The 18720-nt window shown below is 48.6% G+C and carries 30 protein-coding genes; 23 read left to right on the top strand and 7 right to left on the bottom strand.

Annotated features, from left to right (window positions below; genetic code table 11):
• Window positions 1–442: 442 nt before the first annotated feature.
• From FYJ39_RS08765 to FYJ39_RS08755, 3 genes are all read right to left on the bottom strand, one after another.
• Window positions 443–1402, bottom strand: a complete 960-nt coding sequence (locus FYJ39_RS08765; RefSeq protein WP_154472093.1) for an Abi family protein — start codon at window positions 1400–1402, stop codon at window positions 443–445.
• A gap of 198 nt (window positions 1403–1600) precedes the next feature.
• Window positions 1601–2065 (bottom strand): hypothetical protein, encoded by a 465-nt coding sequence (locus FYJ39_RS08760; RefSeq protein ID WP_154472092.1) that lies wholly within the window; start codon window positions 2063–2065, stop codon window positions 1601–1603.
• 4 nt (window positions 2066–2069) lie between these two features.
• Window positions 2070–2417, bottom strand: coding sequence for an XRE family transcriptional regulator (locus FYJ39_RS08755; protein ID WP_154472091.1), 348 nt, complete (start codon window positions 2415–2417; stop codon window positions 2070–2072).
• 180 nt (window positions 2418–2597) lie between these two features.
• Between FYJ39_RS08755 and FYJ39_RS08750 the strand changes: the two genes are divergently transcribed.
• From FYJ39_RS08750 to FYJ39_RS08735, 4 genes are all read left to right on the top strand, one after another.
• Entirely contained in the window at window positions 2598–2813 is a 216-nt protein-coding gene (locus tag FYJ39_RS08750; RefSeq protein ID WP_154472090.1) for a helix-turn-helix transcriptional regulator, read from the top strand.
• Window positions 2810–3025: a hypothetical protein gene (locus FYJ39_RS08745; protein ID WP_154472089.1), complete on the top strand. Its 216-nt coding sequence runs from the start codon at window positions 2810–2812 to the stop codon at window positions 3023–3025. The genes FYJ39_RS08750 and FYJ39_RS08745 overlap by 4 nt, the downstream gene beginning before the upstream one ends.
• A gap of 35 nt (window positions 3026–3060) precedes the next feature.
• Window positions 3061–3291 (top strand): hypothetical protein, encoded by a 231-nt coding sequence (locus FYJ39_RS08740; protein ID WP_154472088.1) that lies wholly within the window; start codon window positions 3061–3063, stop codon window positions 3289–3291.
• A 301-nt stretch (window positions 3292–3592) separates the two neighbouring features.
• Window positions 3593–3775, top strand: a complete 183-nt coding sequence (locus FYJ39_RS08735; protein ID WP_154472087.1) for a hypothetical protein — start codon at window positions 3593–3595, stop codon at window positions 3773–3775.
• Here FYJ39_RS08735 and FYJ39_RS08730 read toward each other — a convergent pair.
• The 3 genes from FYJ39_RS08730 to FYJ39_RS08720 form a co-directional block, all read right to left on the bottom strand.
• Window positions 3759–3971: a hypothetical protein gene (locus tag FYJ39_RS08730; RefSeq protein WP_154472086.1), complete on the bottom strand. Its 213-nt coding sequence runs from the start codon at window positions 3969–3971 to the stop codon at window positions 3759–3761. The two genes, FYJ39_RS08735 and FYJ39_RS08730, sit on opposite strands and share 17 nt — an antisense overlap.
• Before the next feature lie 194 nt (window positions 3972–4165).
• Complete coding sequence (locus FYJ39_RS08725; protein ID WP_154472085.1) at window positions 4166–4576, bottom strand: type II toxin-antitoxin system HicB family antitoxin; 411 nt, start codon at window positions 4574–4576, stop codon at window positions 4166–4168.
• Between the two features lie 37 nt (window positions 4577–4613).
• Window positions 4614–4793, bottom strand: coding sequence for a type II toxin-antitoxin system HicA family toxin (locus FYJ39_RS08720; RefSeq protein WP_154472084.1), 180 nt, complete (start codon window positions 4791–4793; stop codon window positions 4614–4616).
• Between the two features lie 259 nt (window positions 4794–5052).
• Between FYJ39_RS08720 and FYJ39_RS08715 the strand changes: the two genes are divergently transcribed.
• A complete protein-coding gene (locus tag FYJ39_RS08715; RefSeq protein ID WP_154472083.1) occupies window positions 5053–5307 on the top strand; it encodes a hypothetical protein in 255 nt (84 codons plus the stop codon).
• An 11-nt stretch (window positions 5308–5318) separates the two neighbouring features.
• On the opposite strand, the gene FYJ39_RS08710 is transcribed toward FYJ39_RS08715, so the two are convergent.
• Window positions 5319–5489: a hypothetical protein gene (locus FYJ39_RS08710; protein ID WP_154472082.1), complete on the bottom strand. Its 171-nt coding sequence runs from the start codon at window positions 5487–5489 to the stop codon at window positions 5319–5321.
• Window positions 5490–5846: 357 nt separating this feature from the next.
• On the opposite strand from FYJ39_RS08710, the gene FYJ39_RS08705 reads away from it, so the two are divergent.
• The 18 genes from FYJ39_RS08705 (at window position 5847) to FYJ39_RS08625 (ending at window position 18677) form a co-directional block, all read left to right on the top strand.
• Complete coding sequence (locus FYJ39_RS08705) at window positions 5847–6002, top strand: hypothetical protein (protein ID WP_154472081.1); 156 nt, start codon at window positions 5847–5849, stop codon at window positions 6000–6002.
• 62 nt (window positions 6003–6064) lie between these two features.
• On the top strand, window positions 6065–7042 hold the full coding sequence (locus FYJ39_RS08700) for a DUF4573 domain-containing protein (protein WP_154472080.1): 978 nt from the start codon (window positions 6065–6067) through the stop codon (window positions 7040–7042).
• On the top strand, window positions 7039–7236 hold the full coding sequence (locus tag FYJ39_RS08695) for a hypothetical protein (RefSeq protein WP_154472079.1): 198 nt from the start codon (window positions 7039–7041) through the stop codon (window positions 7234–7236). The genes FYJ39_RS08700 and FYJ39_RS08695 overlap by 4 nt, the downstream gene beginning before the upstream one ends.
• Window positions 7237–7623: 387 nt before the next feature.
• Window positions 7624–7989 carry a hypothetical protein gene (locus FYJ39_RS08690; protein ID WP_154472078.1) on the top strand — a complete coding sequence of 122 codons (366 nt, stop codon included), beginning with the start codon at window positions 7624–7626 and terminating at the stop codon, window positions 7987–7989.
• Window positions 7986–9191 (top strand): DUF2800 domain-containing protein, encoded by a 1206-nt coding sequence (locus FYJ39_RS08685; protein WP_154472077.1) that lies wholly within the window; start codon window positions 7986–7988, stop codon window positions 9189–9191. The genes FYJ39_RS08690 and FYJ39_RS08685 overlap by 4 nt, the downstream gene beginning before the upstream one ends.
• A gap of 1 nt (window position 9192) precedes the next feature.
• Window positions 9193–9825 carry a DUF2815 family protein gene (locus FYJ39_RS08680; RefSeq protein ID WP_154472076.1) on the top strand — a complete coding sequence of 211 codons (633 nt, stop codon included), beginning with the start codon at window positions 9193–9195 and terminating at the stop codon, window positions 9823–9825.
• A gap of 48 nt (window positions 9826–9873) precedes the next feature.
• On the top strand, window positions 9874–11877 hold the full coding sequence (locus FYJ39_RS08675) for a DNA polymerase (protein WP_154472075.1): 2004 nt from the start codon (window positions 9874–9876) through the stop codon (window positions 11875–11877).
• Between the two features lie 11 nt (window positions 11878–11888).
• Window positions 11889–14297, top strand: coding sequence for a virulence-associated E family protein (locus tag FYJ39_RS08670; RefSeq protein WP_328597536.1), 2409 nt, complete (start codon window positions 11889–11891; stop codon window positions 14295–14297).
• Window positions 14298–14552: 255 nt separating this feature from the next.
• On the top strand, window positions 14553–14834 hold the full coding sequence (locus tag FYJ39_RS08665; protein WP_154472074.1) for a hypothetical protein: 282 nt from the start codon (window positions 14553–14555) through the stop codon (window positions 14832–14834).
• On the top strand, window positions 14831–15157 hold the full coding sequence (locus FYJ39_RS08660) for a VRR-NUC domain-containing protein (RefSeq protein ID WP_154472073.1): 327 nt from the start codon (window positions 14831–14833) through the stop codon (window positions 15155–15157). Before FYJ39_RS08665 ends, FYJ39_RS08660 begins: the two co-directional genes overlap by 4 nt.
• Window positions 15158–15190: 33 nt before the next feature.
• A complete protein-coding gene (locus tag FYJ39_RS08655; protein ID WP_154472072.1) occupies window positions 15191–16576 on the top strand; it encodes a DEAD/DEAH box helicase in 1386 nt (461 codons plus the stop codon).
• Window positions 16566–16832, top strand: a complete 267-nt coding sequence (locus FYJ39_RS08650; protein ID WP_154472071.1) for a hypothetical protein — start codon at window positions 16566–16568, stop codon at window positions 16830–16832. The genes FYJ39_RS08655 and FYJ39_RS08650 overlap by 11 nt, the downstream gene beginning before the upstream one ends.
• 40 nt (window positions 16833–16872) lie before the next feature.
• Entirely contained in the window at window positions 16873–17070 is a 198-nt protein-coding gene (locus tag FYJ39_RS08645; RefSeq protein WP_154472070.1) for a hypothetical protein, read from the top strand.
• Between the two features lie 16 nt (window positions 17071–17086).
• Window positions 17087–17263 carry a hypothetical protein gene (locus tag FYJ39_RS08640; protein WP_154472069.1) on the top strand — a complete coding sequence of 59 codons (177 nt, stop codon included), beginning with the start codon at window positions 17087–17089 and terminating at the stop codon, window positions 17261–17263.
• Window positions 17264–17552: 289 nt separating this feature from the next.
• Entirely contained in the window at window positions 17553–17726 is a 174-nt protein-coding gene (locus FYJ39_RS08635) for a hypothetical protein (protein WP_154472068.1), read from the top strand.
• Between the two features lie 23 nt (window positions 17727–17749).
• Window positions 17750–17878 (top strand): hypothetical protein, encoded by a 129-nt coding sequence (locus FYJ39_RS21200; RefSeq protein ID WP_268890660.1) that lies wholly within the window; start codon window positions 17750–17752, stop codon window positions 17876–17878.
• 121 nt (window positions 17879–17999) lie between these two features.
• Window positions 18000–18248 (top strand): hypothetical protein, encoded by a 249-nt coding sequence (locus FYJ39_RS08630; RefSeq protein WP_235919781.1) that lies wholly within the window; start codon window positions 18000–18002, stop codon window positions 18246–18248.
• Between the two features lie 15 nt (window positions 18249–18263).
• Window positions 18264–18677: a hypothetical protein gene (locus tag FYJ39_RS08625; RefSeq protein ID WP_328597535.1), complete on the top strand. Its 414-nt coding sequence runs from the start codon at window positions 18264–18266 to the stop codon at window positions 18675–18677.
• Window positions 18678–18720 lie beyond the last annotated feature (43 nt).

Raw genomic sequence — 18720 nt, 5'->3', positions numbered from 1 at the left:
TTAGCGCAGGGACGGTTAAATTTATTGTTGAAAAATTTCTAAGCCTGATGTATAATATACTTAACAAGAGAACCGATGACTAGCTGGTATCTAGCCACCTCGGTAATATGTATTAAAAAATAACGCTACACTTTCCGGGTGAGGGCGTTATTTTTTATGCTTAACAAGAGTTATGACTGCTACGAGCATGATAACAAATGTAAATAAGTCATTAAAAGTAACGTACATAAGCACCAGCCCCTTTCTCTTAAGAGTAGGTGGCTAGAATAGCGCCCCATCGGTTCCCTGGGTAAGGATATTATGTTGTCAAGGTGGTGGCCCCCGCGGCCTGCTGGAGGGACAGGGGCAAAATAATAGTATTATCTAACTTTGATGTTTAAATCAGAATTTTCGGCAATAAATCTATGTAAAGCCGTTCGGTACGCCAATACTGGGCGGTTTTTCATTTGTGAACGGGATGTGCTATGTGGTCGATGCCAATACTTTTCATTAAATATTCCATATCATCCGGATATTTACGGCAATGGGCAGTAACATTGCTGTGGATGATTTTTCTTAAATCATCTCTATATGATTTTTTCTTAAACAAATCATATAGAAGCACTAATGTTCCTAGCGAGTGTGCGGATTCTATAGAAGAATAGTTTGTAATTATATCTCCAAGCGCTTCTTTTGATTTATCAGTTATTCTTACTGTTGAGTCTGGAACATAATTATAAATTCTTCCACCGTGTGCTGCAAGATTGCGATACTCCAAACTGATAAATAAAGTATCCATAAAAATATCTCGTATGTACGGATTCATCTGTTCTTCACTGATCGAATAAAAATGTCGGATAATAGCTTCTTTCTGCTTTGGCTTTTGCAACTTTATAAAGTTAATAATTGTGCTAAGATAAACACCTTTAAATAGTACCCACGGTGGAACGTTTCCATATACTTCTCTATGGTGCTTGATTGGATTTTTGTTTGACATTGATGTTTTATTCAGTGATTCCAAAATAGCTGAGAGCGTAAACTGTTTGGCTGATGAGCGCCTGTTTTGGTAATTATTAAATCTCAGATAGTCTTTTTGTTCTGAGCCAAAAGCTTCGCTGATGACATAGGCGGTTACAGCTTTTAAATGATCCTCCAGATCCAGTAGGGTAGTCATGATTTGATGACTAATTGCATGATCCAAATGAAACAAAGAATATATTTGCTCAAAAGTAATTCCGTCTTTATAGAATTCCTGCCCGTCTTTTGTATAGACGTAAGGGTCTTTATAGCCATTGATGATATTATAGTACCCATAGTTATCTAATAATGGCTTGGCAGTGCAAACATCATTAAATTCTAAATGGCGGCGTTTTAATAGTTCGATTTGTTCATCTATGGTAGTAAATGCTTGAGAATTTGCCATTGTAGATTATCTCCATAAACGATAAGGGCCTTAAAGCGGATGCCTTAAGACCCTTATCGTGACCGCACAGCAGTCATTTCCTAATTGTATCCTAAGTGTATCAGCTTTTTACAGCTTTGTCAATGAGTATATTTTTAGTCTATTCCGCATCTGGTCTTTATATCCACATTTATTAAAAAGCCACAGGCTATTTTAATCTTAAAACTTTTCCATTACACCAAACGATGGATCAAAAAATATAATATATCCATCTAATTCAGCGAATGTTCCGTATTTTTCTTTATAACAATCAATAGCTTCTTGTAAAAATCCTTCAGTCACTCCGAGGTATTCAGCAAGCTCATAGCGATTAAGACAATGTCGCCGATAACCCTGAATAATACCTGATAGGCCAATCCGCCGATCATAAGCTCGAAGCCGAGCAATACGTTCTTGCTTACGGTTTACAACGGAATTCTGGTTGAGAATATTTCCGACTGTGGTGTAATGATGCTCCAGTTCTTCGGCAAGAGTGTCAGTCGCCTGTGCAGTTGACATTCCACTTTTTAGTGCGATTGAGCCATCTATATACAAGCCACATAATTGGTCACTTTTGAAATTTATATAATCTACAGGAACACCACAATCATAAGCTTCCTGTTCAAGTTCTTCTTTTGGTGTCAATTAATCAACTCCTATTGCGTCTGTTTTTCACGAATTCTGCATATGCGCGGATATCATCAAGTTCATCTTCGGTAAATTCATCTCCATCAAAGTGAGCGGCCATGGTGTGAGCCGAGCCACCATCTGAAATAAATTCAGTATTTGTGACAATTTCTCCATCAGCTAATTTTTCTGCACTGATTCCAAGTGCTTTTGTGATTTTAAGTACATTACTAATGTTAGAATTGGACACACCTCGCTTTAAGATGCTATCCAGTGTTGTCCAAGGCATATTAATAATAACACAAAATTTTTTTAAACTTCCATATCGTTCTATTATGATGTCTTTAAGCGTTGCCTCTACCTCATTCATTAAGCTCATCTCCTTTTATTAAGTAATTTCATCATATCATTAAAATCTCGAAAAATCAATATAACATATAAAAAAAAATAAAATAAATCACGAAAATTCGAAAAAAAGCATTGACAATCTCGAAAAATCGTATATACTAAACTTACAATCACGAAAAATCGATAAAGGTGGTGATAAAACTTGTATAGAAATCTTGATGCTGAGATGGCAAGGGTTAAAATTACACAGGCACATTTGGCAAGAGAGCTTGGTATCACTCCAACAACATTATCGCTTAAGTTGAATGGAAAAAGTAATTTGTCATTGAAAGAATGCGTCAGAATCAAACGGATTTTGAGAACAGATTTATCAATTGATTATCTGTTCGCAGAGGACGAGAAAGAGGGGAACACATGAAAGAGATTTTTAATGCCAAGGAAGCAGCTCATTATATAGGATGTGGCGCTCAGAAAGTCCGGGAGCGCATGAAGCGTGGCCTTTGGGATTTGGGAGAAGTAATTCCTAAGGGCAAGCTTGGCAATAAGGAAAAGTGTGAGTATAACATCTATCGGTACAAACTGGAGAGGCATATAGGACGGAAGCTGGATGAGGTAGATACCAGTAAGTAAAGTTGAATATTTTCTAATGGAAGCGAGGTGAGAGGATGCATGAAGAACAAAGAAAGATTAAGAAAATCCTGGAGCACTTCGGAATCAGGATATTGGATTTGGGAGGACGTTCATTCACAGAAATAAAAAATAATAAGAATAACAGGAAAGTGTTTGGTATTGAGCGGATTATGATGGGACGGAAAGAGAAGAAAGTCCGCATCATCATTGATTATGACGCGAACCTTCCAGTTATGATTCTCCGAGTTTTTCAGATGACAGCATAGCGGAAGTTCGGGAAGCCGGGGTGGGGAGGGATCCCAGCATGTGATATCAAGTGATGTGATATCGAGATTCCCCAGAAAAGGATTAGGTGCTTTCCATTGCTTGTTCACTTCCCAGCCTATCGCCTCAAAAAGAGTAGCAATTTCATGTCGTTTCTGCTGAGGGACATCTTCATCAAAAAAGAGAGAGTAGAGTACCATTAAGTTACCTCCTTTTCGTATTTCAGCCCTGGCGGGGGCCTAAATACAGTATAAGACGAGGGAGAGGAAAATACAAGTAGAGAAGAAAAGGAGGGTGCATAAAATGAATGAGGTGGTGAGTGAAATGGAACTGAAAAAACATATACGCGTAAGAAAGTCAGATGTTGAAAAGCTTATTATCGCAGGACAACAAACATTGAAACCCGTACAAATTGGAAAGGCGTTCAGAATTACAATTGACTATAATCCTGAACGCCCAGTGGTAGATATTAAGATTGAGGGATAGTTGTAAATATAAACCGTTTCGGAATGCCTAACGATTGCGATATAGACTCTGGAGAATCCCAATATACTTCATACACTCCAAATTTATCAAGAAAAGATGTAAATAAAAAGGCATGGGATTCTAATTTGTTGGCAAGTGCTTCCCTGTCATTATCAGAATAGGAACGTAAATCAATATAATAACGTAATAATGCCATGCATTTCCTCCTTCATACATACTCAGCCCTGCCGGGGCCTAAATACAGTATAAGACGAGGGAGAGGAAAAGACAAGTAAAGAAGAAAAGGAGGACGCATAAATGAGAAATGGAGTTGCTGGCACTGTTCCAGCCCGGTGTCTCCTGCAAAGAAAAGAATATTGCCCGATTCGCCAGTGAACCGGGGCAAATTGTTTAGGCGTGCTGTTTTTGCTGGTAGAGTGCAGTTAAGGAATCCTGAAGGACTTGTGAAAAGTTGATGTGATTATTTTCAGCAAATGTGTTGAGCCATGCAGGAATGGTAAGATTTTTTCTTACTGCCTTTTCGCCGTACTTTTCGGCATAAGCATCCATATCCAGAACCAGCATACTTACAAATCCGCCGGGTTCTGGGGTAATGCTTTCGATGGGACTTGCTTTGGGGGCGGTTTTTCCGTCTTCTAATTCATCAAGAACCCAGCCGGAAGCGGCGTCTGTACCCATAAGGATAGCTTCCGCCAGAGAAGCCCCTTCACTGACACAGCCGGGAAGGTCTGGAACTTCGACAGTGAACCCTCCTTTTTTTTCTTCACAAGGATAGAAGCAAGCGGGATAAGTTAATTTCATAGAAGAATCCTCCTTTATGGTGTTGCAGTACCGGGCTTTATAGCCCGGCCTGCTTCAAAATAGATTTGATTGTACGGGGGTCAAGGTCTCCGGGATGATTTGGAATGGAAACCTTGCCAGGTTTTGTCGGATGGATGTAAGAATAGTGAGAACCTTTAGCTTTCTTAAATTGCCATCCGTCTGCTAAGATAATTTTCTCTATTTCCCGGAATCTCATTCAGTAACCTCCTTACAATTATATTATACGCATTATGCGCATAATAGTCAAGGGGATTTTGAAATTATTTAGAAAAAACTTTGTTGTGATTAGGCTTTATTTTGAAGTTCGGCTAACTTTTTAATTTGCTCTAAAGCATAATCCTGAAATTCAGGGCGTAAAGACTTGAAAATGTCTAAAGCCTTTTCGATTTTTGTAATTTCTTCTGGATTATCTTTGAACAAGAGTGTGTGCAACATGAACAGGGAGGAGAATAGCAATGGAAAAAACAACTCTTGAAGTATATCAACATTATGGGATGGAGCAGGATAAAAAAGATGTGGAATCTGGAAATCTCAAGGGTGTTGACTTTCTCATTGGGAAGGAAGAAGACATAGTCAAACTGACACGAAACATGGCAGGGTTTGGAGCGGAAAAAAGCCAGAGGGTTACTATTGAGTACGATAAAGGGTACGGGTATTTCATTGTGAAGCGTTCGCAAATGGAATACGGAGCCTCCAAGGAAACCCAGTAAAAAAGCCTGTATTATTCTCTTAAATAATTACAGAGAGGACAGGTACTTTCGGAGCATTCTGAATGATAAGGACATTGCGATAGGTCAAAAACTTCTGGATGGTCAAAAAAAGTGACAATTACAAGCTCATGAGAATGAGGGCATACTTGCAATGTTCCACCTGAAATATAGTTATCATCCATATATGTTCGTCTCCTTTCTTTTATACTCGGCGCTGCAACACCTGCAAGTACAGTATAGGATGAGGGGAAGGAAAAGACAAGTCGGACAACGTAAGAGGTACAACCATAGCAGCATATATTCCATCAGAGAGGGGGGGGGGGTGATAATTGGTAAAGTATGAGGTAATAAACAAAATAGAAATATCTGGACAGGATGTTTGCATGGATTCTCTTGATATAGAGGAACTAAAACGAATTGCGTATGCGATTCAAGATAGCATAATGAATCGATCTGGATTTCAAAAGAAAAGCAAAACCGCCTAATGGCGGCCCTGTTGGACAAGCAGCCCCCATAGGGGAGAAAGGAGGGTGAGCGAGGTGGAAAAGAAAATTTGCGAGATGACAGAAAAGGAGATTCTCCGCCAGCAGCTGGAACTGTTAGCGGAAAAATCAAAAAGCGCAGCAGATGTTGACCTGCCGGAATTGACCAGTTCAATGGTTCAGGTGTGCGGGGTAATCCAATGTTATCATTGAAGCCATCCTGTGTGTCTGCGGCCAGCAGTATAGGATGAGGGGAAGAAAAGGAGGAAAAAGACATGTGCAGATTCCGAAGCGGAATTCTATTAAAAGACAGGGTGGTAATCGCCCGGAAGGACAATGACAGCCACCAAGACATGCTGGAGGAGCTTAACATAAGCGATACATACGAAAACGCCGCCAGGGTGTTTGTACGGGCGGAGCTGATACCTGAGAAAGATGAGTGGTGGACAAACCCGGATGGGTGGGAGTTTGTGATTGACCAGGATATTGTGCCGGACTGGTTTGAGGAGGACAGGGAGGGCCACATATCCAGGTTCCGGGCAGCGGTGAAGGAATGGTGGAGCGGCCATGTGCTGGCTGGTAAAAAGATTGATACGCTGCGTACTGGGTACTATATGCTAAAGGACTGCGAAGTGGAGAAACTGTGCGGTGATGCTGTGGTTCTGTTGAACAACTCCCAGGTAGGAAAGATGTATAACTGCGCCCAGGTAGGAGTGATGTATGGCAGCGCCCAGGTAGGAAAGATGTATAACAGCGCCCAGGTAGGAGAGATGTGGGACAACTCTCAGGTAGGAGAGATGTGGGACAGCTCTCAGGTAGGAGAGATGTGGGACAGCTCTCAGGTAGGAGAGATGTATAACAGCACCCAGGTAAGAGAGATGCATGACAGCTCCCGGGTAAGAGAGATGCATGACAGCTCCCGGGTAAGAGAGATGTATAACAGCACCCAGGTAAGAGAGATGTGGGACAACTCCCAGGTAGGAGTGATGTGTGGCAGCTCCCGGGTAGAAAAGATGCATGACAGCGCCCAGGTAGGAAGGATGCATGGCAACTCCCAGGTAGGAAAGATGCATGACAGCGCCCAGGTAGGAAGGATGCATGGCAACTCCCAGGTAGGAGAGATGTATGACGGCTCTGCCGCAAGGGATTTTAAAGACTACCCCCGAATCAAGCTGCTGGTGCCGGATGTAGGAAGCTGCCGGTTTGAATTAACCGCCCATAAAAATGAACAGACAGGGGGGGCCAGACAATGATACAGATTATCCCCACAGCAAAGGAACCAACCTACGAAGAGCTTAAGGAAACCTGTGCCTGGCTTAAGGGGAGGCTTAAGGAGGCCAGAAGGGACTGCCGGGAGGCCCTGAAATGGAGAACGGCCCTGCTGCTTACCTCAGCGGTCAGCACAACGCTTCTGGCATTGACCTGGGGCGGATATATCAACCTATGAAGGAGGCGCGGGATGAGCAGGCGAAGGAACGGGACGAACCGGGCGGCGGCAGCCCTGGGGCTTAATGTATACGGATGAGGAAACGGAAAGGCAAGAAAAAGGCCGAGGGAGGCACAAACTCCAATCGGCCAGATGAAAAATACCACTATCAATAATATAACACAGAAAGCGGAGGAAAATCAAGGATCAAAGAAGGCTTGTATGAGTTATCAGAGCAGTACGCGGTATTGCAGGCGTTGACGTATGACCCAGAAGTGGATGAGAGGGGCGGCCATAAGGCAAAGCAGGATCTTTGCGGATGGAATCGCGGCTGGAAATGGCTAAGGGTATTACACGGCTGATTGAAAAATTAGCCACATCAAAAGAAGGATTAGGAGGAATCGAAGGATGATTACAGTTACATTTAATGACTACGAGGAAATGATGGGTTTCGCAAAGAAGCTGGCAGGGGACGCGATGCAAATGACAGTCCCGGTACAATCCCGGAACGCGCAGGTACAGCAGGCGCCCATAGAACCAGCTGACTCTGTCCCCCAGATAATTCACACGGCTCCGGCGCCGGTACCCACGACCGCACCCAGCTATACTCTGGATGATTTGACGAAGGCAGCCATTCCGCTGATGGACTCTGGCAAGCAGCCGGAATTGCTGCAGCTTATCCAGAGCTTCGGGGTGGAGGCGCTGCCATCTCTGCGGCCGGAGCAGTATGGCGCGTTCGCGACCGCGCTCCGGGGGTTGGGGGCACAGATATGACGGGGGGACATGCCGGAAGGAAGCATTCGCTGTTAAGCCCGTCCAATGCCCATCAGTGGATGGCCTGCACCCCCAGCGCCCTGCTGGGGAGGCAGTTCCCGGATAAGGCCGGCACATCCGCCGCAGAAGGGACGCTGGCCCATGAACTGGCGGAGCTTAAAGCAAGGAATTACTTCTACACGGTGGATTTTGGGAAACGGAAGCTGACGGCGGCCATCAACAAGCTAAAGAAAGAGGAACTGTGGGATGACGAGATGATGGGCTATACGGATGATTACCTGGACTATGTTAAGTCCGTTGCCATGAAGTTCAAGTCCAGCCCCACGGTAAAGCTGGAATCATATTTAAATCTGGATGCCTACATACCGCATCTCCCTGATGAGGATGAGGCCGGAGGGACGGCGGACTGCATCCTGATAGGGGGCGGCATCCTACATGTCATTGACTTCAAGTATGGCAAGAGCCCGGACGGCCGCGTGAATGCCGAATGGAACCCACAGATGCTGCTGTATGCCCTGGGGGCCTATGAGGCGTATAGGATTCTTTATACGTTTAAGACGGTGAGGCTGTCCATCGTGCAGCCACGGCTCCCGGACGGGATCTCAGAGTGGGAGTGTTCCCTGAATGAGCTTCTGCAGTTTGGTGAGTTCGTAAAAGAACGGGCGGCCCTGGCCATTAAGGGGGAAGGTGAGTTTGCGCCGGCCCCTAAGACATGCAGGTACTGCAGGGCCAGGGGAAGATGCAAAGCCCGGGCGGAGAAGAACGTAGAACTGGCCTTCCTGGCGGGGACGGATCCGAACCTCCTCACAAATGAGGAACTGGGCCGGTATCTGCTTAAGGGCAGGGACGCGGCCAGGTGGCTCAGCGACGCCCAGGACGCGGCCTTGTCGGAGTGCTTGGCCGGTAAGGAGGTACCAGGGTGGAAGGCCGTGGAGGGACGCGGCTCCAGGGACTGGACTGACATGGATAAGGCGTTCGGTGTCCTTACATCGAACGGAATATCAGACGCCATCCTATGGGAGCGTAAGCCGCTCTCGCTGGCTCAGGTCGAGAAGGTGGTCGGAAAGAAGAATTTTCAGGAACTTGTAGGCGGATTGATCATCAAGAAGCCGGGGAAGCCGGCATTAGCAGAAGAAACGGATAACCGGCCAGCAATCACAAATAAAGTAAGCGCCGCGGAGGCGTTCAAGGAGGAAGAATAACATGAATGAATTAACGAATGTAACAACTGGAGAAGTAAGGCTGTCCTATGTGCACCTGTTTAAACCCTACGCTTATCAGCCAGGACAGGAGGAGAAGTACCAGGTAACTGTGCTGGTGCCGAAAACGGACACGGACACCATGGGGAGGATTAACGCGGCCATTGAGGCCGCGAAGCAGCGGGGCATCAGCGAGAAGTGGAACGGACAGTGCCCGCCAATCGTCCCGGTGCCGGTCTATGACGGGGATGGCGTGAGGCCGTCTGATGGCATGGCCTTCGGGCCTGAGTGCAAGGGGCATTGGGTGTTCACGGCCAGCGCTAAGGCGGATTACCCACCCGAGATCGTGGACAAGACGGGGAACCCCATTATCAACCAGTCCGAGGTATACAGCGGCATGTATGGGCGTGTGAATGTATCGTTCTACCCTTATGCCTTTGGCAGCAAGAAGGGGATTGGCTGCGGCCTGGGGCCGGTACAGAAGCTGAGAGACGGAGATTCCCTGGGAGGCAGCGCGCCAAGTGCAGCACAGGCTTTCGGGACACCGGTGCCGCAGCAGGCGCAGTACGGTCAGCAGGCAGGATACGCCGCCCCGCAGCAGGCAGCCATCAATCCAATCACTGGGATGCCGTATTGATTTTAGGAGGGGACGGAAAGCCCTTCAGTCTGACAGGGAGGAACACAGATGGAAAACCATCATCTCAGCGTTGATATAGAGACGCGCAGCAGCGAGGATATAGGGAAGGCTGGCGCTTACAAATACGCACAGTCTCCGGATTTTGAGATCCTCCTGTTCGCGTACCAGTGGGACGATGACCCGGTTAAGATAATCGATCTTAAAAATGGGGAGGAGCTTTCCTGCTGGCTTACGCAGGCCCTTGACGATCCGGTTGTTATCAAACACGCCTATGGTGCGGCATTTGAATGGTACTGCTTAAACCGTGCCGGTTATGAGACTCCGATTGATCAGTGGCGGTGTACTATGGCCCATGGCCTGTACTGTGGTTATACTGCCGGTTTGGATGCCACAGGAAGGGCCATCGGGCTGCCGCAGGACAAGCAGAAGCTCGCGGTCGGCAAGGCGCTGATCCGGTACTTCTGTGTACCCTGCAAGCCGACAAAAACCAATGGCGGGCGTATGTGGAACCAGCCCTGGCATGATACGGACAAGTGGAACCTTTTTAAGGGATACTGCAGACAGGATGTGGTCACGGAACATGAGATACTGAAGCGCCTGAACCTGTTCCCGATGCCGGAGGAAGAAGAAAAACTCTGGCAGATGGACGTCCTGATGAATGCTTATGGCGTCCGGGTGGACACAGGACTGATTGAAGGGGCTCTGTACATAGATGGAATTAGCGCCCAGAAGCTGACGGACGAGGCCATGAAGCTTACGGGACTGCCAAACCCGAACAGCCAGCCGCAGCTGGTACCATGGATCAACAACCACTCAAAAAAGCATCCGGATGACCCTGACCTGCTGGGTGACCTACAGAAAACCACGGTGGCGGACCTACTGAAGGATAAGGAGAATCTTCCGGAGGATGTCTGCCGGATGCTTGAAATCCGGCAACAGCTGGGTAAGACCTCCATCAAGAAATACGTGGCCATGGACACGGCTCGCGGAGAGGGCGACAGGGTACGCGGATTAACACAGTACTACGGAGCCAACCGTACCGGGAGGTATGCCGGACGGCTGGTACAGTTGCAGAACCTTCCCAGAAATTATATCAAGACTTTGGACTATGCCCGGAAGCTGGTGAAGGCTAAGAACTATGACGGGATTAAGCTGGTCTACGGAAATGTGCCTGACACGCTCTCACAGCTGATCCGGACAGCGTTTATCCCGTCGGAAGGGCATAAGTTCGTAGTGGCGGACTTTTCCGCCATTGAGGCCCGCGTGATTGCCTGGCTGGCAGGGGAACAGTGGGTGAACGAGGTGTTTGCCACCCACGGGAAGATTTACGAGGCCACGGCTTCCCAGATGTTCGGGGTGCCGGTGGAGCGGATTTCAAAGGGAAACCCTGAGTACGCCCTAAGGCAGAAGGGAAAGGTGGCCACATTGGCCCTGGGTTACCAGGGAGGCACCCATTCCCTGGTCAGTATGGGTGCACTAAGGATGGGCCTGACCGAAGAGGAACTTCCGGACATTGTACAGCGGTGGCGTCAGGCGAACCGGCAGATATGCGGCCTGTGGTACGCCGTAGAGAACGCAGCGATTACCGTCATGGAGACAGCACAGCCGCAGGGTATCAACGGGCTCATATTCGCGCTGGAAGGGGATCTCATCTATGGCCAGTCCTTTCTCACGGTACGTCTGCCGAGTGGACGTAAGCTGTACTACTGCAGGCCATTCCTAAAGGAGAACCAATTCGAGAAAACAGCCGTTCATTACCACACGATGGGGCAGCAGACCCGAAAGTGGGAGGTAACATCGACCTATGGGGGTAAGATGACCGAAAACATTGTCCAGGCCATCGCCAGAGACTGTCTGGCAGTTACGCTGGAACGGATCGCGGCCAGAGGCCTGCAGGTGGTGTTCCATGTGCATGACGAGGTTATCATCGACGCGCCCATGGAAACGACAGTGGACGAAATATGCGGCCTGATGGCCGAACCGATACCCTGGGCGCCGGGGCTGGTACTTAAGGGCGCCGGGTTTGAGAGCGGCTACTACATGAAGGACTAGGAGGGGGCAGAGTGCAGAATAACAGGATGCTGCATATAAGCACAGCAGGAAGCCGGAAGGCAATACAGTGGCCGGGAAGCGCCATCATGTGGTCTGAGTTTACAGAAAAGCTCAGCATCCCGGTAAGGGGCGGCGAGACACTGGATCAGTACCTTGCTTTCCCGAAAGCGCAGCAGGATGAACTTAAGGACATAGGCGGATTCGTGGGCGGCACCTTTAAGGGGAACCGCAGGAAGCAGGACCATGTGGAGGGCAGGGATCTGCTCACACTGGATCTGGACAATATCCCTGCGGGGCAGACGGACGGCATCCTGAGGCGCGTGGGAGGGCTGGGGTGCGCCGCGGCCGTGTACAGCACCCGGAAACACAGCGGGTACGCCCCGAGGCTGCGCGTCATCGTACCGGTGGACAGGACGGCAACAGCAGATGAGTATGAGCCGGCGGCTAGGAAACTGGCGTCCCTTTTGGGGATTGAATTTTGCGACCCGACTACGTTTGAGCCGCACAGGCTCATGTACTGGCCAAGCTGCTGCAGCGACAGCCAGTATGTATATCAGGTATACGACAGCCCATTCTGCAGCTTGGACGGGCTGCTGGGGATGTACGGGGACTGGAAGGACGTCACCCAATGGCCCCAGGTGCCGGGAGCGGATGCCATTGAACGGCGCCGGCTGGCCAAGCAGGAGGATCCCACAACAAAACGGGGCGTCATAGGCGCTTTCTGCCGTACGTACGGCATCGTTGAGGCGATGGAGCGGTTTATCCCGGGGATGTATGAGGAGACGGCCACAACGGGGCGCTACACATACACCGGAGGAGAGACAACCGGCGGCGCCATCGTATATGACGGCGGCCTGTTCCTGTACTCCCACCATTCCCATGACCCCTGCTGCGGCCAGCTGGTCAACGCGTTCGACCTGGTCCGGCTGCATATGTACGGCGATAAGGACGCCGCGGCCAAAGAAGGGACGCCAGCCAATAAGCTTCCGTCCTTCGTGGCCATGAGCAGGCTTGCAGTGTCTGACAAGGCTGTGGCCGACCGGATGGCGCGGGAGAAACACGACGAGGCTGCGGCGGCGTTCGCCTCCGCGGGAGAAACCACGGTGACGGCCCCTGAAAGCCTGGACTGGCTGGGACAGCTGGCGGTGGATGGAAACGGGAATTACAAAAAGACTGTGAACAACATCATCCTGGTGCTCCAAAATGACCCCCTGCTAAAAGGCAGGATTGTCACGGATGAATTTGCAGGAAGGGGGCTGGTCTTAGGCGCGGTGCCGTGGAACAAGGAGACTGAGAAACGACTGTGGACAGATACGGACATTTCGGGTTTCTACTGGTACATGGAGACCTACTATGGCATCACGGCCCGGAACAACATGACGGACGCCCTGGCAATCGTAGGGGAGCAGAACAAGATTAACGAGGTCAAGCAGTACCTTCAGAGCCTTGCATGGGACGGTGTAAAACGGGCGGATACCCTGTTAAGCGTCTACCTGGGAGCCGATGACACGCCTTATACAAGGGCGGTCATGCGTAAGTCTCTGTGCGCGGCCGTGGCAAGGGCTGTTGTGGGCGGTGTGAAATATGATAATATGCCCATCATTACAGGGCCGCAGGGAATTGGTAAGAGTACCTTCCTCTCGAATCTGGGAAAAGCATGGTTTTCAGACAGCCTTACATCATTTGAGGGCAAGGATGCTGCGGAGCTGATACAGGGAACCTGGATTAATGAAGTTGGGGAACTTACGGCCTTTACGAAACAGGAGACATCCGCCATCAAACAGTTTTTAAGCAAGTGCCATGACATCTATAGGGCGGCCTACGGCAGGCAGACAGAGAAGCACCCAAGGCGCTGCGTGTTTTTTGGGACCAGCAACGACAATGAGTTCCTAAAGGATGCGACGGGCAACCGCCGGTTCTGGCCGATCGATGCAGGACTGCATCCGGCGCAGAAATCCATCTGGACCGATATGCCGGGTGAGGTGGATCAGATATGGGCTGAGGCGTACACGTACTGGGCATTGGGAGAGCCGCTGTATCTGCCTAAAGAGATAGAGGCTATGGCCGTGGAACAGCAGGAGAGCCACAGGGAGCTGTCAGGGAAGGAGGGAATCATACAGGATTTCCTGGAAAAGCCGATACCGTCAAATTGGGATCAGCTGGCTATCGGTCAGCGGAGACAGTTTTTAAATGGATTCCTTCAGCATGACGAGAGCGTGGAGCTCGTTAAGAGAAATAAAGTGTGTGCAGTAGAGATTTGGGAGGAATGCTACGGAGGTGAAAAGCGGTACATGAAGCGAAGTGATAGCACTGAAATCAACAATATTTTACTAAGTACGAAAGGGTGGAAGAGGATAAAAACCCCTAGAAGATTTGGACCCTATGGAAACCAAAAAGGATTCGAGCGCGTAACTACTTAGCACAGTAGTTTGAAAATAGCCAGAGAGTAGCTGGTAGTCACGCTGTAAGTAGTCAGTAGTCAACGTAGTAGCCTGATAACGTAGACAAGAAAAGCATTGAAAACACAAGGTTTTCCAGTATCTAACTACTATGACTACCAATTATCTATATAAGTATAAAAATAGATAGGATAGGTATATATATATACCGCCTAATACGCCTATTTATAATAACACATCACGTGATAAGAGGGTTTTGTAGACAGGAGGCATATCGTGACGCTAGATGAAAATGGAGTGCGTTGTGCAGAGATGGTGTTGGCAAGGTATTTTACGGAGATTGGGAAAAGGCAGTGGCGCCCTGTCAAAGAAGTCATGTGCTTTGCCAAGATATACAGCCCACAAACCCGCAAGGCCGAAATCAAAGAAGCAAGAAAACGGTTAGGCGTTGAGTCTCAGTCTTTTGAGGGCGGCTATTGTCGGAGATGGGCAGACGAAAGAAGCCCGGAAATAGTGTGGGCGGAGAAAAGCAGAGCCATGTTTGGGGGAAACACATGAGGGAAAAGGATATCGAAAAGGTTCTGGTGACAGAGGTAAGGAAACTGGGGGGCCGGGCCTATAAGTGGGTAAGCCCTGGCAACGATGGGGTGCCGGACCGGATCGTGATACTGCCCGGTATACGCCCGGTGTTCGTGGAGCTTAAGGCCGAAAGCGGGAAGCTGAGCGCTTTGCAGAAGGTGCAGATAAAACGCCTCCTGGACATGGGGCAGGACGTAAGGGTACTGAAAGGAATCCGGGAAGCGGAGCAGTTCCTGGAGGATTGCGGATGTGGACTGAAATTACGGCAGTTCGAGAAAGAGGTCCAGTCCGATGGAAAATAAGCACAAAAGGAACATAAAGGAGGTGATTGAAAAATGAGGTTCGTACCCCATGGGTATCAAAAGTTTTGTATCCAGAAGATTTTAGAAATGAAAAAGGTAGGCATCTGGCAAGATATGGGCCTTGGCAAGACGGTCACCACGCTGACGGCCATTAAGGAGCTTAAGTATAACCGGTTCCAGGTACGCCGGGTACTAGTGATAGCCCCTAAGAAGGTGGCGGAAGGAACCTGGACGAAAGAGGCAGCCAAATGGGATCACACAAAAATGCTGCGGGTATCACCTGTACTGGGAAGCCAGGCCAAGCGGATAAAGGCATTAAACACGCCGGCTGACATCTACATCACCAACCGCGAGAACGTGGTGTGGCTGGTGGATTATTACCGGAACGCATGGCCCTTTGACATGGTGGTGGTGGATGAGAGCAGCAGTTTTAAGAGCCACAGCGCGAAACGCTTCAAGGCTTTGGCCAGCGTAGGAGAGCGCATCGAAAGGATGGTGGAGCTGACAGGTACCCCGTCCCCCAACGGTCTGGATGACCTGTGGGCCCAGGTATTCCTGCTGGACGGTGGAGAACGCCTGGGGAAACGGTACACCCATTTCAGGGAACGGTATTTCCAGCCAGACAAGCGCGGGGCGGATGGCATGGTGTACAGTTACGAGGCCAAGCCTGGGAGTGAGGAAGGTATCCTGGAGAAGATATCTGACATCTGCATCAGCATGAAGGCCGATGATTACCTGCAGCTTCCGGATATCACGTACCATGAGATACCGGTGGAACTGGACGCAAAGGCCCTTAAATCCTACTGTGAGCTGGAACGTGAGATGGTGCTGCAGCTGCCTGAGGACGGGGAGGACATTAGTGTAACCAGTGCGGCGGCCCTGAGTAACAAGCTGCTGCAGCTGGCCAACGGGGCCATTTACGGCGAGGATCGTCAAGTTCATGAGGTTCACGGCTGCAAACTGGAGGCGTTTATGGAGCTGATAGAATCCCTTCAGGGGAAACCGGCGCTGGTGTTCTACAATTACCAGCACGACCGGACAAGAATCCTTAAGGCCCTGGAGAAAACAGGATTAAGGGTGAGGGAGCTTAAGACACCACAGGATGAGGATGACTGGAACGCCAGAGAGATAGACGTTCTCCTGACCCATCCGGCCAGCAGCGCCTACGGCCTGAACCTCCAGCAGGGCGGGAATCACGTCATCTGGTTCGGCCTTACATGGAACTATGAATTATACACCCAAGCCAACAAGAGGCTGCACCGCCAGGGCCAGCAGGAGAAGGTCATCATCCACCATCTGGTCTGTGCCGGAACCCGCGATGAGGATGTGATGCAGGCCCTGCGGCGTAAGGATGATGTGCAGAACTGGGTAATGGAATCGCTGAAAGCGAGAATCAGGAGGATCAAGGATGGTAATTAAATTCAACATCCCAAACGGAAGGATGGAGATAAATGCAGAGACATTCTTCCGGGGAGCGAGAAAGAGCCAGATACGTAAAATGCTTAAGTGGGCGAGGGCTTCCTGGCCGGATGAAGTCCGGGTGTGGGAAATGCGTAAATGGCTTGAGGAACAAATCCAGAGGGAAAAAAGCGAGGCCGCGAGAGGAAGTAACGTATCCCGAAAGCTGGTGGAAAAGTATGGATGCATCCTGAGTTATGTGGATAAGTTGTTATAATAAAGCTAAGGTTTCCGGGAGAACCGGAGGAAGGATGAATATGAGTAAGCATATGGAAGTCATAGAGAGCCATGAATGCGATGTACTGGATAAGTATAATAATGGTTTGAAAAAGCAGCAAATTGCTGTCCAGCGGCTCAGCGATTTACACTGGTACTGGGTAAGGTGGAGCAATAAACAGGGAAATACAGCAGATGGGATCGCCTATTGTCCATACTGTGGTGCTAAGTTAGGTTAAGATTTTGGAGGATAAGATGAAAAATATAGAACGCATACGAAATATGGACATAAATGAATTGGTTGAATTTCTTCACGAAGCATCATTTGATTGCGCAGAAAGGTGCCCGGATTTTGCTTCTGGATGTCTCAGATCATGTACACGTGATGCAGGTAGGGATATTATCCGGGAGTGGCTCGAAACAGAAAATTAGAATGTAGGAGAAATGGGCAATAGTAAATAAGAAAAAGATAAAATGTTCCGAATGTGAGCATAGCAAGTGGTTAGAGTATTTTAAGGCGTATACCTGTGAGCACCCAGACTGTAAAGAAGTACCCATATTCAAGGGGAGCACACATCCACATTGTTGTCTATTGGTCGGAGGAAAAAAGTATATTGTGCATAGGAACTTAAGCCGCGGAACAGACGGACTGACGCGGAATATGATAACAGACTACAGACATGGATAATCACTAAAACTGACATTTAGAGGAGGTATGAAAATGGAGAAATTCAAGGATGGAGATGTCGTTAGATGGTATCTGAATCCGCATGAGTACATCACAGGCTTAGTAGTTGAGGTATGTGGAGACGGGACATATTGGGTGGAGCATAGCAATGGTCAGCAGAGACATTACAAGGATACAGAACTGGTGCTACATAATCCACAAAACTGAACGATTGGAAAGGAAGATGGCTTATGAAACTGTTTGATGCGGACGCTTTTAGCCAGCAGGTGGCAGAAAATTACCCTGTTAAAAAAGCTAATGCCAAAAGCGCATTCGGACGGAACCGGCCTATATGTACACGAGCCTGTGCCCGGATTTAGCATTGAGGGAAGCGCCAAAGGGGGTGAGAAGATACTATGACCCGTGCAGAGAGACGCCGCCTGGAGAGGAGGAGCGTAAAAAAAGCCTACATACAATCTGTCGGGGGAGCAGCTTAAGGGGATGAAGCAGGAAGCCGCACGCGAGGCGGCGCAGACCGCTTTCCTTTTGATGCTGGGGATACCGGTATTAACGTTTAAGGATCATTTTGGGCAGCTGATGCGCCGGGAGGTGAAAGGGAAGAGCCGTGAGCAGCGTTTTGTGGATTACTGCCTGGAGTTTTACCGTCAGTTTGATAAGGGCCTGTATACGCTGGAGGATATCCGGGCAGTGCTGAAGGATGAGTGCGGTATCGAGATTGATATGAGGTAATGGGAGGTGAGGTCGGTGGGGAAAATAAGACCCCTGAATCATAGTAAGTACGGAATCGGAAAGAACCGTTTTAAGGAGCTGTATTATTGGTGTCTTCAGTATGATGAGTGGAAGGATGAGCTTAAATACAAGACAGATACGGTTAAATCCATAGAAATCACAGACATGCCTGTGGCACATAATGGGGGTGATGCCACACAACAGCTGGCAATCAGGCGGGTGCAGTTAGCTAAGAACTGTGAATTGATTGAGCGGACAGCATTAGATGCAGACCAGGATCTTTATCAGTACCTGCTTAAAGCTGTGACGAGCGAGGATGTTACATATCGGTATTTAAAGATGATTATGCGTATTCCATGTTGTAAAGATGTGTACTATGATAGACGCCGCAAGTTTTATTGGCTTCTGAGCCAAAGAAAAAATTTTTAAAAAAAAACCGTACTCACGGGACAAGTCAATATGGTATATTAAT

The sequence above is a fragment of the Clostridium porci genome (genome assembly GCF_009696375.1).
In the GTDB taxonomy this organism is placed as follows: Bacteria; Bacillota; Clostridia; order Lachnospirales; family Lachnospiraceae; genus Enterocloster; species Enterocloster porci.
The sequence above is the reverse complement of the archived record's forward strand: the minus strand, read 5'-3'. Positions and strand labels throughout refer to the sequence as shown.

Bases quoted from the DNA above. Each gene is read 5' to 3' on its own strand.
- FYJ39_RS08635 (WP_154472068.1), top strand. From the start codon at position 17,553: ATGGAGAAATTCAAGGATGGAGATGTCGTTAGATGGTATCTGAATCCG.
- FYJ39_RS08700 (WP_154472080.1), top strand. From the start codon at position 6,065: ATGTGCAGATTCCGAAGCGGAATTCTATTAAAAGACAGGGTGGTAATC.
- FYJ39_RS08740 (WP_154472088.1), top strand. From the start codon at position 3,061: ATGCATGAAGAACAAAGAAAGATTAAGAAAATCCTGGAGCACTTCGGA.
- FYJ39_RS08715 (WP_154472083.1), top strand. From the start codon at position 5,053: ATGGAAAAAACAACTCTTGAAGTATATCAACATTATGGGATGGAGCAG.
- FYJ39_RS08645 (WP_154472070.1), top strand. From the start codon at position 16,873: ATGAGTAAGCATATGGAAGTCATAGAGAGCCATGAATGCGATGTACTG.
- FYJ39_RS08685 (WP_154472077.1), top strand. From the start codon at position 7,986: ATGACGGGGGGACATGCCGGAAGGAAGCATTCGCTGTTAAGCCCGTCC.
- FYJ39_RS08710 (WP_154472082.1), bottom strand. From the start codon at position 5,489: ATGGATGATAACTATATTTCAGGTGGAACATTGCAAGTATGCCCTCAT.
- FYJ39_RS08675 (WP_154472075.1), top strand. From the start codon at position 9,874: ATGGAAAACCATCATCTCAGCGTTGATATAGAGACGCGCAGCAGCGAG.
- FYJ39_RS08755 (WP_154472091.1), bottom strand. From the start codon at position 2,417: ATGAATGAGGTAGAGGCAACGCTTAAAGACATCATAATAGAACGATAT.
- FYJ39_RS08630 (WP_235919781.1), top strand. From the start codon at position 18,000: ATGAAGCAGGAAGCCGCACGCGAGGCGGCGCAGACCGCTTTCCTTTTG.
- FYJ39_RS08730 (WP_154472086.1), bottom strand. From the start codon at position 3,971: ATGGCATTATTACGTTATTATATTGATTTACGTTCCTATTCTGATAAT.
- FYJ39_RS08650 (WP_154472071.1), top strand. From the start codon at position 16,566: ATGGTAATTAAATTCAACATCCCAAACGGAAGGATGGAGATAAATGCA.
- FYJ39_RS08695 (WP_154472079.1), top strand. From the start codon at position 7,039: ATGATACAGATTATCCCCACAGCAAAGGAACCAACCTACGAAGAGCTT.
- FYJ39_RS08660 (WP_154472073.1), top strand. From the start codon at position 14,831: ATGAGGGAAAAGGATATCGAAAAGGTTCTGGTGACAGAGGTAAGGAAA.
- FYJ39_RS21200 (WP_268890660.1), top strand. From the start codon at position 17,750: ATGAAACTGTTTGATGCGGACGCTTTTAGCCAGCAGGTGGCAGAAAAT.
- FYJ39_RS08735 (WP_154472087.1), top strand. From the start codon at position 3,593: ATGAATGAGGTGGTGAGTGAAATGGAACTGAAAAAACATATACGCGTA.
- FYJ39_RS08765 (WP_154472093.1), bottom strand. From the start codon at position 1,402: ATGGCAAATTCTCAAGCATTTACTACCATAGATGAACAAATCGAACTA.
- FYJ39_RS08745 (WP_154472089.1), top strand. From the start codon at position 2,810: ATGAAAGAGATTTTTAATGCCAAGGAAGCAGCTCATTATATAGGATGT.
- FYJ39_RS08640 (WP_154472069.1), top strand. From the start codon at position 17,087: ATGAAAAATATAGAACGCATACGAAATATGGACATAAATGAATTGGTT.
- FYJ39_RS08655 (WP_154472072.1), top strand. From the start codon at position 15,191: ATGAGGTTCGTACCCCATGGGTATCAAAAGTTTTGTATCCAGAAGATT.
- FYJ39_RS08720 (WP_154472084.1), bottom strand. From the start codon at position 4,793: ATGAGATTCCGGGAAATAGAGAAAATTATCTTAGCAGACGGATGGCAA.
- FYJ39_RS08680 (WP_154472076.1), top strand. From the start codon at position 9,193: ATGAATGAATTAACGAATGTAACAACTGGAGAAGTAAGGCTGTCCTAT.
- FYJ39_RS08725 (WP_154472085.1), bottom strand. From the start codon at position 4,576: ATGAAATTAACTTATCCCGCTTGCTTCTATCCTTGTGAAGAAAAAAAA.
- FYJ39_RS08690 (WP_154472078.1), top strand. From the start codon at position 7,624: ATGATTACAGTTACATTTAATGACTACGAGGAAATGATGGGTTTCGCA.